The organism is Rhizobium centroccidentale (assembly GCF_030182565.1).
Lineage (GTDB): Bacteria > Pseudomonadota > Alphaproteobacteria > Rhizobiales > Rhizobiaceae > Rhizobium.
Map to the genome: position 1 here is coordinate 165829 of NZ_JAQJCG010000011.1, position 12666 is coordinate 178494.

A 12666-nucleotide genomic window follows, 5' to 3' on the forward strand; every position below is an offset into this window, starting at 1 on the left:
GCGCTGCGCCCAGAGCTGGTCCCGACTATTCCTCCTCTCCTCCCGTAGTCGGGGCCAGCATTCTTAGACGGAGACGATTATTCGCCAGTCTCATGACCAGGGCTTGAGTAGCGTCCCCGATTTGAATGAAGGCGGCCGGGTCCTGGCGGGGATCACCGGCCGCAGCAGAAGCCGAAATAGCGGCGGATCGGCTCTGCGGAAATGGAATAACGGTTGGCCCGAGCGGCGGACCAGACGACGGGACCCCAGTCCCTGCAAGGATTTCAGTCCCGTCGTCATCGATATCGGTCCTGCGCATCTCTGTAGCTCCCTGAACAAGAGCGAAGATGAACCAAGCGGAGCCGGAAAAAATGGAAATCTCGTCCAGAGATTCGGAGAAACTGAAACAGGAAGAACGCAAGCAAATGTCTGATGTAGCTACTGCAAATTTCTTGGTCGAGCAGATCGGAAACAAGCGGCATATCGGCGACATGCTTCACACGGCATGGCGCGAACTCAGCCGCCGCTTCCCGCATTGGGATGATCCAGAAAATAGATGGACCGAACGCCGGCTCAAGGCCTGGCGCAACAACGAAAGCCAGATCGTGAAGCATTTCCAGATGATGGAGCTTTTCGAAACTGCGGAAGCACTGAGGAGCGCGAGGGAAGCCCATGCCGAATTCAAAGCCAAGACCGAGCATCTTCGTAAGATGGCTAAGCTTCGAGCGGCGGGAAGCAATCGCGATCTGGCTTCGCGATAAGGCGGCCGGCCTGGCTGAGTGGGTATGCCCTGAATTGAAGGACGGTGAAGGCGAATGAGTATCTACGTCTTGCGTTCAGCAGAGCTTGTGAAGATCGGATACAGCGCCGACCTGCGCCAGCGAGTATCGTCGATCATTGCCTCCATCCCCGTTCCCGTTGAGTTCGTCGGCCACATGCCCGGCGATCGAGACCTCGAAGCTCATCTTCATGAGCGCTTTGCGGCAACTCGGTTCTCCGGAGAGTGGTTTGTCGAGACCGATGAGATGCGGCAAGTCTTCGCCGTCATCCTAACGCCGAAGCTGCCCGAGACGAAGAAGATCACCAGCGGCTCTATAAAGCGAGCCCGCGACCATTCAGCCGTCAGCGTCATGCAGGAGCAGCTTCGTCGCGCAGCTGCACATCGTTTCCCTGAAAGTAGCCACGGCGATCGCATCACATCGCTGGCTGATCTCCTGAAGTGGCCAAGGAGCAGAGTGAAGGACGTCTATTACGGAGATAAGCGGGTTTCGCTGCGCGCCGCAGAAATCGACGATTTGGCCTACGCAATCGCGCCTGAGATCCGGGAGGACAAAGGATGATGCAGCAGCTTTCCATGCTCGATCTGTTGATGCCGCAGCCTACGCCGATCGTAAACGAGCCCTTTTGGCTTCAGACCAATCTCGACAAGAGCGGTTGGAGTTGGGGCAAGATCGGCATCATGGCGAACGGCGATGGAACTTGGTCCATCAGCACCTCGGACAGCATCGGCGGTTATTGCGGCCATGGTGGGCCATTCTGCGGCGAGCACGGCAACTTCAAGGAAGCTCTCACTGCCGCTGTCCGGATGATGCATAGGCAATGGGCCGACATTTCTATCCGGATGAACGATAGCTGCTGCCAGGAAAGCCATCGCCGCGTTGCCCGGAAGGGTCTGGAATGGCTCGCGGGGATCGAGGCTGAATACGGAGTGTCGCACTGATGTCCGAAGCCGATCTCCTCCGCGAAGAAATAGCCGAGCTAGACGCTCAAATCTTCCGGCTCAAGGGCTCAATGAACAAGGGCGACAATGGCGTGAAGCTTTCGAAGCTCGCGATCATCACCCGTCTTCGTGACCGGTGCCGACGTTCGTTGGCTGCGCTTGACCGTCGTAACGGGGAAGGGGCGGCGGCATGAACGCACCTGTTTCGGCTCGTGGCCTATTTCGCGCCACCGGGAAGAAGTCAAAGCCGGTGGTCATCCGCGATCTTGAAGGCAACCTCGTCAAGGCGGACGCACTTGAGCGGGAGGAGAACGAATTCTATCCGACACCAGTCGATCCGATCAGGTCATTCATCCATGCCGAGATAGATGCGCTTCGCGCATTCCAAACCATATGGGGCCCGGCGTGTGGGACGGGCGTCATTGGTCGTGAGCTGCGCATCCATGGTTTCAAGACGATCGACAGCGATCTAATAGATCGAGGCTGCGGTGCGGAGATCAAGAATTTCTATGATTTCGACACGGCTCCCGCCAACGCGATTGTCGAGAACCCGCCATTCGCTGAATGCGGCTGGGAAAATGGGAAAGCGCGTTGGCTTTATCATGCGCTCGAGACGCTAGACGTTGATTACATGGCGCTCCTCATGAACTGGGGCTTTCCCGGTGCGGGTGGCCTCGCACCGTTCTGGTCGAAGTACCCGCCAGCTCGCGTCTACCTAATGCGCTGGAAGATCGATTTCACCGGGCAGGGCGCTCCGCCCATGCTCAACGGATGGTTTGTCTGGGACAAGCGCCACATCGGGGAAACGGTCCTTCGCATGCTTGATCGTCGGGATGCGCGGCAAGGGGAGATGAACCTTTGACCTTCCTCGAAGCCTTTACCCTTCACGGTCCTGATGTTGAACGCATAGCTCGAGACCTTGGCATAACTCCACCGGAAGCCGACCGCCTCGTCAATGAGGAAATGAACCGCCGGCATGAAGAACGTCGCGAGAAGCGCCTCTCATACCATCGTGGCTACAATCTCCGATCCCGAGACCAGTTGCGCGAAATCCGCGCCGGGAGGGGCGTATGACCGTCACGATGACCCGACAGGAGTATCAGGCCGCTATCGCCAAACCAAAACGTGGCAACAAGTTCAAGGCAGAAAGAACGCTGGTTGACGGCATTTGCTTCGATAGCAAAGCCGAGGCGTCGTACTATGCCCACCTCAAGCTCCGCGAGCGCGCTGGCGAGGTGACGGACGTTGAACTCCAGCGTCCCTATGCCTTGACGGTCAATGGCATCTTAGTCGCCACCTATCGGGCAGATTTCGTGTTCTGGGATAACCTTGCCCGCCGTCGGCGCGTGATCGACGTGAAAGGCGTTTCCACGCCCGTATTCCGTCTCAAGCAAAAGCTCATGCGCGCTTGCCATGGCATCACGATCGAGGTGGTGAAATGAGCATTATCGCGACGGCAGTCAAGCATTTGATCGCAGCCGGGGTTTCCGGTGATGATCTAGTGCGAGCGATTGCTGACATGGAGGCCAATCAGGCTCAGATTTTGAATGAGCCGGTGCTTTCGAAGCGTCAACTTCGCAACAAGCGTCATTACGAACGTCTTAAAACGTCTGAAAAGCGTCTTAATTCAGACGATCAAGACGTTTCAGACGGTTGTTCAGACCTTCTTTCCCCAGAAGGTTCCTCCCCCACACCCCCTTCTCCTAAACCCCAATCTTCTATACCCCCTTCGCCCCCTTTAGGGGGCTCTTCCCCCACGGATCGAGCAATCGAGATTTTCAGCGAGCATGCCTCAAAAGCCGGTATCGCTGTGCCTCGCAAGGTCACCGTCGACCGTCGCCGCAAGATCGAGGCGCGACTTCGGGAGCATGGCGAGGACACCTGGCAGGAAGCCTGCCGGCGCATGGCGGCAAGCTCATTTTGCCGAGGCGAGAATGATCGTGGCTGGCGGGCGGACCTCGATTTCCTGTGCCAGCCAAAGAGCTTCAACGGCCTGATCGAAGGCAAATACGACGACCGGCCGCATCAGAGCCGTGCACCACCGGGTCGTGAGCGAACAATCTTCGATGCCATAGACGATTTCACCGGAAGAAACACCAATGAACTTTCAGCAGGAACAACGATCGACCTTGATGGCGGAGATTATTCGCCCAATGTTCACCTCCTTGCCTCTCCCGCGCGGCGTTGATGCGGATGAACTGCTTCACGGTTACCTTGTCGCCTTGGAAGGCTTGCTGCCGGGCGCGCTAAAAGCCGTCGTGCTGCACCTCGTCCGCGGCACATGGCACGAGGAAGTGAAGTTCTGCCCGCGTCCTCCCGAGTTGGCGAACATGGTGCGCTTCGAACAACGGCGTGTCGAATCTATCAGCCGGCCCCGTCTTCCGGCCCCTGCTACCGTTCCGCATGAATGGAAGGATTGGCGTCAGACCCACATCGATAAGGCGTTCTCGGAACGCAGGAAATTCATCGAGCATGTTTCTCCCGCTCAATCCCACCAGCGTGCGCGCCAAAACAGATATCCGGCAGGATCCATGTTTCTCTGGTCGCTTGGTCCTGCGGATACAGAGATTGGTTCCATCTATGGGCCACCAGGTAGCGCTTTATCCGACAACGAAATCTGGGGCGACAATTATGAGTGCCTCCCGGATTCAATTACCGGGCGCGTTCGGAGGACCGCAGCATGAAAACCTCCGATATTCGCCGCGTCGGCCTAAAGGATGAGGTCATCCGACTTCACTTCGAAAACCCAGATGCTACCACAGACGAGATCGCCGCGGCGCTTGGCGCTGGCCCGGAATACGTTCGCTGCACCTTCCGGAGAAATGGCCTGAAGGCTGTCAGGAAGAAAGACAGGCAGCCAACACAAATCGAAGCCAAGCAACTCCACTACAGCGCGGCCACAGCATCAAGGCTTCGGCCCTTCGCTGAGCGCCGCGGCGTCACGGTCGACCGGCTCATCTATATGGTCCTGCAGGTTGTAGCGACTGATCGCATGGTTGATGCGATCTTGGATGACATGGAGGTTTTATGAGCAAAACGTATGTCATAGCGGATATCCACGGCCGATACGATCTCCTGCAAGCTGCGTTGGAGCGCATCGAGAACAATCCTTCCGGCGGGACTATCGTTTTCTTGGGCGACTATGTGGATCGGGGACCCGATTCGAAATCGGTGCTCGACAGATTGATGGAGGGTCCGGGCGGCGCTCATTGGCGGTGGGTGTGCCTCAAGGGCAATCATGAAGACATGATGGTCGCTGCTCTTCGAGGAGAAGTCGATCTTGCATGGTGGCTCGGGAACGGAGGCCAGCAGACCCTCTCATCGTTCGACATGAGAGTCCCTGATGAGTATCTCGCGTGGGCCGACGCGCTTCCGCAATATCACGCTGATGGAAATCGCATCTTCGCCCATGCCGGCGTTGATCCGACGAAGCCGCTAAGCGAGCAAACCGAGGCAATGCTGCTTTGGTCCCGGTGCAGCAAGTATCACGACATCGCCCACCATGACGGCTATCTCGTCCACGGCCACACCCCCTTCGAAGACGGTCCAGTCGTTCTGGAGGGGCGATGCAACCTCGACACCGGAGCAGTTTGGACCGGAAGTCTGGCTGTTGCTGTCTTCGACGACCAAGTTCCCGGCAAACCCGAGCGAATTTTCACAATCACGAGATGAACCGAGCGGCGGCTCGACAACGAGGGCAATGAAATGGCGGCAGCAGCACGGAAAACCCGCAAGAAGGCGATCAAGTCGGTCCGGTCATTCAAAGACCTAGTGCCGGCGAATATCGACAATCAGTTTCACGATCTCGGAAATCGTCACTCCGAGATCAAAATTATCGATATCGAAAACCCGCACTATAGCCGGATTCACGCTGGCGCGTCAGGAAATCCCAAGACCGTCCAGGCAGCATTGAACCTTCGTGAGAGCCCGATCGCGATGATGGCAGCTAAGGGACACCTCGAGGTCCACCAAGTCGAGGCCGCCATAAAGTTCCGAAAGCTGTGGGAGGCGCTTGGTGGCGCTGGAGCCGGCTCTTTTGACTATGCACGCGAGCAAGTCGACGGCGGCGGAGTTCGTGAACCTATAACCGATCGGCAAATTGACGCGGGGAAAAAGCTCAACGATTGCCAGAAACATATCGGCATACGGGCCTTTGGCATCGTCGAAAAGGTAGCCGGCGAGGGCGTGTCAATTGCCAAGCTTGGCAGTACTCATCGAGAGAAGACAACGCTGGCCGACTATCTTCGCCACGCTCTTGATGACCTCGCAGACCTGTGGGGAATGAAGACGAGGGCAAAATAGGCGCTTGCCAACTTATAACCTGCCGGGTATGTATTAAGCATGATGGTGATTTGCGCAAGGCGCACACCGAATCAATCCGATAAATTTACGCAGGCAGGGCAAACGGTAAGCCGCGTGGCTCATAACCTCGAAATATCCGGTTCAATTCCGGAGCCTGCAACCAAATTCGCGCAAGCGCTGGAACAACTCAGAGCACTCGAAAGACTGCAGGCGAGAAATCGCACTCATGAGCCAGGGGCGCGAAACAGATCGGGAAGGCTCCGGAAGCCCGGAGAAAAGATAAGCGGTCGCGATTTACTCGGGGTCGCCTCTGCCGTTCCTTCCCGACCAATTCCTCACAAGAGGACAGGACGGCCCGCAGCGGGAATGCTTGCATAAGCCGGATAGCCAAGGATTGGGGTTCGTACCCGGTCACCGTCCTGAATATTCGCCCTCCTAGCTCAACTGGTAGAGCGCTCGATTTGTAATCGAGAGGTTGCGGGTTCGATTCCTGCGGTCGGCACCAGTTATAGGGTTTCCGTTAAAACGATATAACCGGGCTAGATCGGCATAACTGCTGGTCGGGCTTTTCGTTTCTGAAGAAGCGGATATGTCCAGCTTCGCCCGCCGGCACGAGGAACAAGGCTTTCACTCTTGGCTGTAGAAGCCGCGCCGTCGCTTCCGGGCCTGTCTGCCCATAAACCGGTGCGAAGTGAGCAAGTCCGGATAATCAACAGGTATTGAAATAAATCAAAGGAAATCAAAATGGCTCGTGGCGGCAAGCGTGACGGGGCCGGCCGCCCTGCCGGTGCCGCGACGAAGCGCACAAGAGAGATGGCGGAAAAGGCGGCAGAGGAGGGGATTACGCCTCTCGACTTCATGCTGAAAGTCCTTCGGGATGAGGCTGCCACAATGGACAATCGCATGTGGGCAGCAGAAAAAGCGGCCCCTTACGTTCACGCTAAGCTCGCAAGCGTCGAAGTAACTGGCGATCCCGACAAGCCGGTGCAGACAGTGACGCGCATTGAACTGGTAGCCCCAGGGCATGACGACAGCTCGGATTGAGCTCCCTCCGAAGCTGATTCCCGTCTTCTCAGGGGATGCGAGATATCGGGGCGCTTATGGTGGCCGCGGATCTGGGAAAACGCGAACATTCGCGAAGATGGCGGCTGTAAAGGGATATCAGCTTAGCCAGTCAGGCGAAACCGGCGTCATCGTCTGTGGTCGAGAGTTTATGAACTCTCTTGACGAAAGTTCGATGGCGGAAGTGAAGGCGGCGATCGCAAGCGAACCATGGCTTGCTGCGCATTATGACGTTGGCGAGAAATACATTCGGACCAAAGACCGTCGGATATCATTCGTCTTCATCGGTCTGCGTCATAACCTCGACAGCATCAAATCGAAGTCGAAAATTCATCTGCTTTGGGTCGATGAAGCAGAGCCGGTTTCGGAAACGGCCTGGATCAAGACTATCCCGACGGTGCGCGAGCATGGGTCGGAAATCTGGATCACCTGGAACCCGGAGCGGAAAAACAGCGCGACTCATAAGCGCTTTCGGGATGACCCTCCGAACCATTCGAAGATTGTCGAGATCAATTATACCGACAATCCTTGGTTCCCTGATGTTCTGGAAAAGGAACGTCTGAACGACCTCCACAAGCGGCCTGATCAATATGCCCACATCTGGGATGGCGATTTCGTCACGGTTGTTGAAGGTGCCTATTACGCTCAGGCTCTCGCCGAGGCCAGACGCGAAAACCGCATTGGAAACGTCGCCGTTGACCCGTTGATGACGATTCGGGCGATCTGGGATATCGGCGGTACTGGCGCCAAGGCAGACGCAACGGCGATCTGGATTTGCCAGTTTGTCGATCGGGAAATCCGATTCCTGAATTATTACGAGGCCGTCGGGCAGCCACTATCGACACATGTTAATTGGATTCGAGAGAACAAATACGGGAACTCGCTTTGCATCCTTCCTCATGACGGCGTGAACGGCGAAAAGGTTTATGCCGTCACCTATGAGGGAGCTTTGCGGGGCGCCGGCTTTGATGTCCGTGTGGTGCCAAACCAAGGGCCTGGCGCTGCAATGCAGCGTGTGCAGGCAGCGCGCCGACTATTCCCGCGCATGTGGTTCGATACGAAATGCCAAGGCGGCATTGAGGCAATCGGCTGGTATCACGAAAAGCGGGATGAAGAGCGAATGATCGGTCTCGGCCCAAATCATGATTGGTCGTCGCATGGCGCCGATGCCTTTGGTCTCGCTGCAATTGTTTATGACGAACCGGAAATTCGCGGATCTCGACCCCGCTATTCCGGGCGCGGCTCTTCTAACACAACTTGGATGGCTGGTTGATGGCTGAAACAAACGTTCCAGATCAGTCGTCTGAATTGGACGATCTGACGAAAAAGCTGATCGGCTGGTATAAGGAAGATATCGAGGCCGTCACTGAGTGGCGCAAGGAAGCTCGAGAAGATTTTAAGTTCTATGCCAACGATCAGTGGAGCGACGAGGACGTAAATGTCCTTCGCCAGCAGAATCGCCCTGTCATGACGTTCAATCGGGTGGCGCCGTTGGTCAATGCCGTTACCGGCTCAGAAATCAACAATCGCCGCGAGGTTCGTTATATTCCCCGTGAAATGGGGGATGCCGAAGCTAACGAGATCCTGACATCGGCCGGCGAGTGGTTCCGTGATCAGGCAGATGCTGAGGACGAAGAGTCTGACGCCTTCCAAGACACCGTTATCAGCGGCATGGGCTGGACATCGACGCGCCTCGATTATGAGTGCGAGCCGGACGGCCTTCCGAAAGTTGAACGCCTCGACCCGCTTAAGATGGTTTGGGACAGCCGTGCGACGAAGGCCAATCTTGAGGATTCGGAGCGGTATTTCTACGTCGACGAAAAGCCTTGGTCTGAAGTTCAGGAGATGTTCCCGAAGGTTCCCAAGGAAGAGCTACATGCTGCATGGGCGAGCAATCTTTCGACAGAGCAGCCAGACCCACATGATCAGACGCAGGCCAATCTCTATACTGGCACGCAAAACGAGTTTGTCGATAAATATCCGCGGCGCCTTTGCACGATCGTAGAATGCCGCTGGCTCGAACGCGAACCTTATTGGCGCGGTCCTGATATCGGAAATCCCGGTCAGATGCGTGAGTATGCCGAAGAGCAGATCCAGCTCATTCAAAAGAATGTGCCGGGCTTCAAGGCCGTTCGGCAGTATCGCAAGGTAGTTCGACGCGTCTTCATTGGTACGCGCGTCCTGGCGCCACCGGATAGCCCTCAGGTTCCGGCAGGGATGGTCGGCTGGGAATGCATCACCGGATTTCATGACAAGATTAAGCGCCAGTTCTTTGGCGTGGTGCGCCCGACGAAAGACCCGCAGCGCTGGTCGAATAAATATTTCAGCCAGGTCATGTACTTGCTCAACAGCAAGGCCAAGGGCGGCGTTATGGCGGAAAAAGACGCCTTCGCCGATCCAAGACAGGCTGAGGAATCATGGTCGAAGTCTGATAGCATCACTTGGCTTAAATCCGGATCTCTGGGGCAGAACCCTAAGGTTGTTCCAAAGCCGGAAAGCCAATTCCCCGCCGGCTTCTGGACACTCTTCCAGGAGGCAAAGGAAGCCATCAACGATGTGACCGGTCTGTCAGCCGAATTCATCGGCACGCGTGAAGTCGATCAGCCTGGCGTCCTCGAATATCAACGCAAGCAGTCGTCGCTCAATCTTCTTGCGCCGCTGTTCAACAGCCTTCGTCGCTATCGCAAGCGCCAGGGCCGCATCATGCTTTATCTGATCCAGAACTTTCTCTCAGACGGTCGCCTTGTGCGCATCGTGGGTCAAGATCGGGCACAATATGTTCCGCTGACGAAAGAGAACATCGCAAACATCGAATACGACATTATCGTTGACGATGCCCCAACATCTCCGAACGAAAAAGAGCGCACCTGGCAAATCCTGATGCAGCTTCTCCCGCTCATCAAGGATCAGGTTCCCCCAGATATGCTTCTGCAGCTGCTGAAATATTCTCCGCTGCCGGCGTCTCTTATCGATCTCATGATCAAGATTGCCCAGCAAAAGCAGGCGGCGGCGGCTCAAAACCCGCAGCCCAATCCGTTGCAGATCAAAATGCAGGCCGAGTTGCAGAAACATCAGCTCGATATGCAAGGCAAGCAGGTCGATATCCAGGCCAAGCAGCAGAGCGCCCAGATCGACGCTCAGTCTCAAGGCATCGACCTTTTCTATAAGCAGCAGCAAGCCGCTCTCGACCAAGAGACGGCTCGTTTCCAGCAGGAAATCGACATTCGCAAGCTTGCTCTTCAGGAGCAGCAGGCCGAAGCGGCAGCGCAACGCGCGCAAAACCAGCAAACGCGCGCCGCAAAACAATAGCGGATACCCGCTTTCGTTCGCCTATGGCGCTCATAGGCTTCGTTAGCCCACGTGACGGGCAAAGAGGAAAGAATGAGTGAAGCTTTAACTGATGGTCTTTCGTCGGCCGAACAGGCTTTTTTCGATAGCCAGGGCGCGACCGAAATCCCTGCAGACGTTGGCTCGGCAAATGCCGCTGATACGCAGCAGAATGATGCGCAAGACGCGGCCGAAGGCGGCGCCGACGCCGGCTCTTCTGAGCAATTGCGTGATGAAAAAGGGAAATTCGTCCCGCATGGCGCCTTTCATGAAGAGCGCACCAAGCGACAGCAGCTCGAGCGCCAGCTTGCCGACATGCAGGCAAAGCAAGCCGTTCTTGATGATCGGTGGAATACCCTTCTGAAAGCCGGGAATTCCAAGCAGGAAGAGCCTCCCGCGCCGCCGTCGCCGGAAGAGGACATTTTCGGCTACATGAAGTGGCAGGCCGATCAGATCAAAAGTATGCAGACTGCGCAGCAGGAGCGCGAAAAAGCCGAGAATGACCAGCGCCAGGCGGTCGAGCAGGAAAACGCGATCTGGTCGCATTGGAATCACTCTCGCACCGAATATGTTCAGACGAATAAGGATTTTGACAACGCCGCCAACTGGCTTTCCGATTATCGGATGGGCCAGCTTAAAGCCATGGCGCTTGTCGATCCCAGCATGGCAACGGAGCAGGCCAGAAACCGGCAGATCAATGCGGAGCTGAAGTCAATCATCATCTCTGCTCATCAGCAGGGCCAAAATCCGGCTGATCTCATTTATCGGCTTGCCCAAGGCTATGGCTACAAGCCGGGAACTGTTGCGGCATCGGCCCAGCCCGACCAGCAGAACGCCGATCTTTCGGCCAAGGTCGACCAGCTGGGCAAGGCCCTTGATGCTTCGAAGACCTTGACCGCCTCGAATGGTAAGAACGCCGCCGATCCTATGTCGGCTGAGGCAATCGCCAACATGAGCGAGTCCGAGTTTACCGCCTGGATGAAGGACCCGGCCAATGAGCGCCGGTTCCGTCAGATGATGGGCGGCTGAAATCTGAAATGATCGTGACAGCCGGTTAAGCCTGTCTTCGTCTGCCGGCGCGTCAGTCCGGAGCCCGAGAGGCCGGGTAATCCCTCTTCGCAAGCAGCGGCGTCACAGCAGCAAGCAACCACTCCCAACAATTCAAAACGAGGATTTCCACGATGGCTGTTACCAGCTATGGCGTGAATGACGCCCTCGCCGTGAAATTGTGGAGCAAAAAGCTCGCAGTTGAAGTCAGCAAGGCCACTGCGATTGCTCCGCTTATCGGCACCGGCACGAACAGCATTCTTCAGCTCAAAGATGAGCCAATGAAGGGCAACGGCGATCAGGTCACATTCGGCCTTCGTCGCCAGCTTATCGGCGATGGCGTTTCCGAAGCTCAGGTCCTGGAAGGCAATGAAGAAGCGCTTTCCACCTATTCGGACAAGATCACCATCAACGAACTGAACCATGCCGTTCGCGTGAAAAACGAACAGACGATCGACGCGCAGCGCGTGCCGTTCAGTCTCCGCGATGAAGCGACGGCCGGCCTTGCCGATTGGTATGGCGACCGTCTATCCCTGGCTTTCTTCATGCAGATGGGTGGCTTTACCGCTCCCCAGATCTCGTTCGAAGGCCGTATCATCACCGTCGGCGCGGTGCACTATCTCTATAACACGCCGACGGCGCCCACCTTCGTTGTGCGGCCGAATAACCGCGCCAACGACGAATCGCTGACGACCGGCGACACCTTCGACCTCAAGCTGATCGACTACGCTGTGGAGCGGGCAAAGCTCGCCAATCCGCGCATTCGACCGGTTCGCGTCGATGGCGACAACAAGTATGTCATGTACCTGCACCCCACGCAGGTAACGGATCTGCGCACGAACACATCGACGGGCCAGTGGCTGGATATCCAGAAGGCCGTCTATATGGGTTCGAAGCAGAACAACCCGATCTATGACGGCTCGCTCGGCGAATACAACAACGTCATCCTGCGTGAAGCGGAACACGTTGTTCCTGGCGTCAGCTCCGCCGCCGGCACTCAGATCACCACGACCCGTCGCGCCGTTCTTCTCGGCGCTCAGGCTGGCGTCATGAGCTTCGGCATGAACAACACGGCGTCCAAATATAAAATGGTCGAAGAGTTGTTCGATTACCAACGCGAACTCGGCGTTTCCGTCCAGACGATCCTCGGCATGAAGAAGACTGTTTTCAACAGTAACGACTTCGGCTGCGTCGTCGTCTCGACTCTCGCCAACACGCACTGAGGAGGG

Annotated in this window: 16 protein-coding genes and 1 tRNA gene; all 17 read left to right on the forward strand. The window is 56.5% G+C overall.

Features of this window, described 5'->3' with window-relative positions; translation table 11 throughout:
- Positions 1 to 326: 326 nt before the first annotated feature.
- The 17 genes from PH562_RS16625 to PH562_RS16705 all read left to right on the forward strand — a co-directional run bounded on the left by PH562_RS16625 (position 327) and on the right by PH562_RS16705 (position 12660).
- Entirely contained in the window at positions 327 to 740 is a 414-nt protein-coding gene (locus PH562_RS16625; RefSeq protein WP_285174207.1) for a hypothetical protein, read from the forward strand.
- 54 nt (positions 741 to 794) lie between these two features.
- The gene (locus PH562_RS16630) at positions 795 to 1319 is read left to right on the forward strand and encodes a GIY-YIG nuclease family protein (protein ID WP_285174208.1); all 525 of its coding nucleotides are present in this window, start codon (positions 795 to 797) and stop codon (positions 1317 to 1319) included.
- The gene (locus tag PH562_RS16635) at positions 1316 to 1699 is read left to right on the forward strand and encodes a hypothetical protein (RefSeq protein ID WP_285174209.1); all 384 of its coding nucleotides are present in this window, start codon (positions 1316 to 1318) and stop codon (positions 1697 to 1699) included. The genes PH562_RS16630 and PH562_RS16635 overlap by 4 nt, the downstream gene beginning before the upstream one ends.
- Entirely contained in the window at positions 1699 to 1893 is a 195-nt protein-coding gene (locus PH562_RS16640; protein ID WP_285174210.1) for a hypothetical protein, read from the forward strand. The genes PH562_RS16635 and PH562_RS16640 overlap by 1 nt, the downstream gene beginning before the upstream one ends.
- On the forward strand, positions 1890 to 2561 hold the full coding sequence (locus PH562_RS16645; protein ID WP_285174211.1) for a hypothetical protein: 672 nt from the start codon (positions 1890 to 1892) through the stop codon (positions 2559 to 2561). The genes PH562_RS16640 and PH562_RS16645 overlap by 4 nt, the downstream gene beginning before the upstream one ends.
- Positions 2562 to 2769: 208 nt before the next feature.
- Complete coding sequence (locus PH562_RS16650) at positions 2770 to 3141, forward strand: DUF1064 domain-containing protein (RefSeq protein WP_285174212.1); 372 nt, start codon at positions 2770 to 2772, stop codon at positions 3139 to 3141.
- Entirely contained in the window at positions 3138 to 3887 is a 750-nt protein-coding gene (locus PH562_RS16655; RefSeq protein WP_285174213.1) for a DNA replication protein, read from the forward strand. The genes PH562_RS16650 and PH562_RS16655 overlap by 4 nt, the downstream gene beginning before the upstream one ends.
- Complete coding sequence (locus PH562_RS16660; RefSeq protein WP_285174214.1) at positions 3853 to 4383, forward strand: hypothetical protein; 531 nt, start codon at positions 3853 to 3855, stop codon at positions 4381 to 4383. The genes PH562_RS16655 and PH562_RS16660 overlap by 35 nt, the downstream gene beginning before the upstream one ends.
- Complete coding sequence (locus PH562_RS16665) at positions 4380 to 4730, forward strand: hypothetical protein (RefSeq protein ID WP_285174215.1); 351 nt, start codon at positions 4380 to 4382, stop codon at positions 4728 to 4730. The genes PH562_RS16660 and PH562_RS16665 overlap by 4 nt, the downstream gene beginning before the upstream one ends.
- Complete coding sequence (locus tag PH562_RS16670) at positions 4727 to 5371, forward strand: metallophosphoesterase family protein (protein ID WP_285174216.1); 645 nt, start codon at positions 4727 to 4729, stop codon at positions 5369 to 5371. The genes PH562_RS16665 and PH562_RS16670 overlap by 4 nt, the downstream gene beginning before the upstream one ends.
- Positions 5372 to 5404: 33 nt before the next feature.
- The gene (locus PH562_RS16675) at positions 5405 to 6001 is read left to right on the forward strand and encodes a hypothetical protein (RefSeq protein ID WP_285174217.1); all 597 of its coding nucleotides are present in this window, start codon (positions 5405 to 5407) and stop codon (positions 5999 to 6001) included.
- 88 nt (positions 6002 to 6089) lie between these two features.
- Positions 6090 to 6164, forward strand: a tRNA-Met gene (locus PH562_RS16680).
- A 581-nt stretch (positions 6165 to 6745) separates the two neighbouring features.
- Entirely contained in the window at positions 6746 to 7045 is a 300-nt protein-coding gene (locus tag PH562_RS16685) for a hypothetical protein (protein ID WP_285174218.1), read from the forward strand.
- Entirely contained in the window at positions 7026 to 8336 is a 1311-nt protein-coding gene (locus PH562_RS16690) for a PBSX family phage terminase large subunit (protein ID WP_285174219.1), read from the forward strand. Before PH562_RS16685 ends, PH562_RS16690 begins: the two co-directional genes overlap by 20 nt.
- Positions 8336 to 10372 (forward strand): portal protein, encoded by a 2037-nt coding sequence (locus PH562_RS16695; RefSeq protein ID WP_285174220.1) that lies wholly within the window; start codon positions 8336 to 8338, stop codon positions 10370 to 10372. The genes PH562_RS16690 and PH562_RS16695 overlap by 1 nt, the downstream gene beginning before the upstream one ends.
- Before the next feature lie 72 nt (positions 10373 to 10444).
- Positions 10445 to 11419, forward strand: a complete 975-nt coding sequence (locus PH562_RS16700; RefSeq protein WP_285174221.1) for a hypothetical protein — start codon at positions 10445 to 10447, stop codon at positions 11417 to 11419.
- 152 nt (positions 11420 to 11571) lie between these two features.
- Positions 11572 to 12660, forward strand: a complete 1089-nt coding sequence (locus tag PH562_RS16705; protein ID WP_285174222.1) for a N4-gp56 family major capsid protein — start codon at positions 11572 to 11574, stop codon at positions 12658 to 12660.
- Positions 12661 to 12666: the final 6 nt, after the last annotated feature.

Bases quoted from the DNA above. Each gene is read 5' to 3' on its own strand.
- PH562_RS16625 (WP_285174207.1), top strand. From the start codon at position 327: ATGAACCAAGCGGAGCCGGAAAAAATGGAAATCTCGTCCAGAGATTCG.
- PH562_RS16630 (WP_285174208.1), top strand. From the start codon at position 795: ATGAGTATCTACGTCTTGCGTTCAGCAGAGCTTGTGAAGATCGGATAC.
- PH562_RS16635 (WP_285174209.1), top strand. From the start codon at position 1,316: ATGATGCAGCAGCTTTCCATGCTCGATCTGTTGATGCCGCAGCCTACG.
- PH562_RS16640 (WP_285174210.1), top strand. From the start codon at position 1,699: ATGTCCGAAGCCGATCTCCTCCGCGAAGAAATAGCCGAGCTAGACGCT.
- PH562_RS16645 (WP_285174211.1), top strand. From the start codon at position 1,890: ATGAACGCACCTGTTTCGGCTCGTGGCCTATTTCGCGCCACCGGGAAG.
- PH562_RS16650 (WP_285174212.1), top strand. From the start codon at position 2,770: ATGACCGTCACGATGACCCGACAGGAGTATCAGGCCGCTATCGCCAAA.
- PH562_RS16655 (WP_285174213.1), top strand. From the start codon at position 3,138: ATGAGCATTATCGCGACGGCAGTCAAGCATTTGATCGCAGCCGGGGTT.
- PH562_RS16660 (WP_285174214.1), top strand. From the start codon at position 3,853: ATGTTCACCTCCTTGCCTCTCCCGCGCGGCGTTGATGCGGATGAACTG.
- PH562_RS16665 (WP_285174215.1), top strand. From the start codon at position 4,380: ATGAAAACCTCCGATATTCGCCGCGTCGGCCTAAAGGATGAGGTCATC.
- PH562_RS16670 (WP_285174216.1), top strand. From the start codon at position 4,727: ATGAGCAAAACGTATGTCATAGCGGATATCCACGGCCGATACGATCTC.
- PH562_RS16675 (WP_285174217.1), top strand. From the start codon at position 5,405: ATGGCGGCAGCAGCACGGAAAACCCGCAAGAAGGCGATCAAGTCGGTC.
- PH562_RS16685 (WP_285174218.1), top strand. From the start codon at position 6,746: ATGGCTCGTGGCGGCAAGCGTGACGGGGCCGGCCGCCCTGCCGGTGCC.
- PH562_RS16690 (WP_285174219.1), top strand. From the start codon at position 7,026: ATGACGACAGCTCGGATTGAGCTCCCTCCGAAGCTGATTCCCGTCTTC.
- PH562_RS16695 (WP_285174220.1), top strand. From the start codon at position 8,336: ATGGCTGAAACAAACGTTCCAGATCAGTCGTCTGAATTGGACGATCTG.
- PH562_RS16700 (WP_285174221.1), top strand. From the start codon at position 10,445: ATGAGTGAAGCTTTAACTGATGGTCTTTCGTCGGCCGAACAGGCTTTT.
- PH562_RS16705 (WP_285174222.1), top strand. From the start codon at position 11,572: ATGGCTGTTACCAGCTATGGCGTGAATGACGCCCTCGCCGTGAAATTG.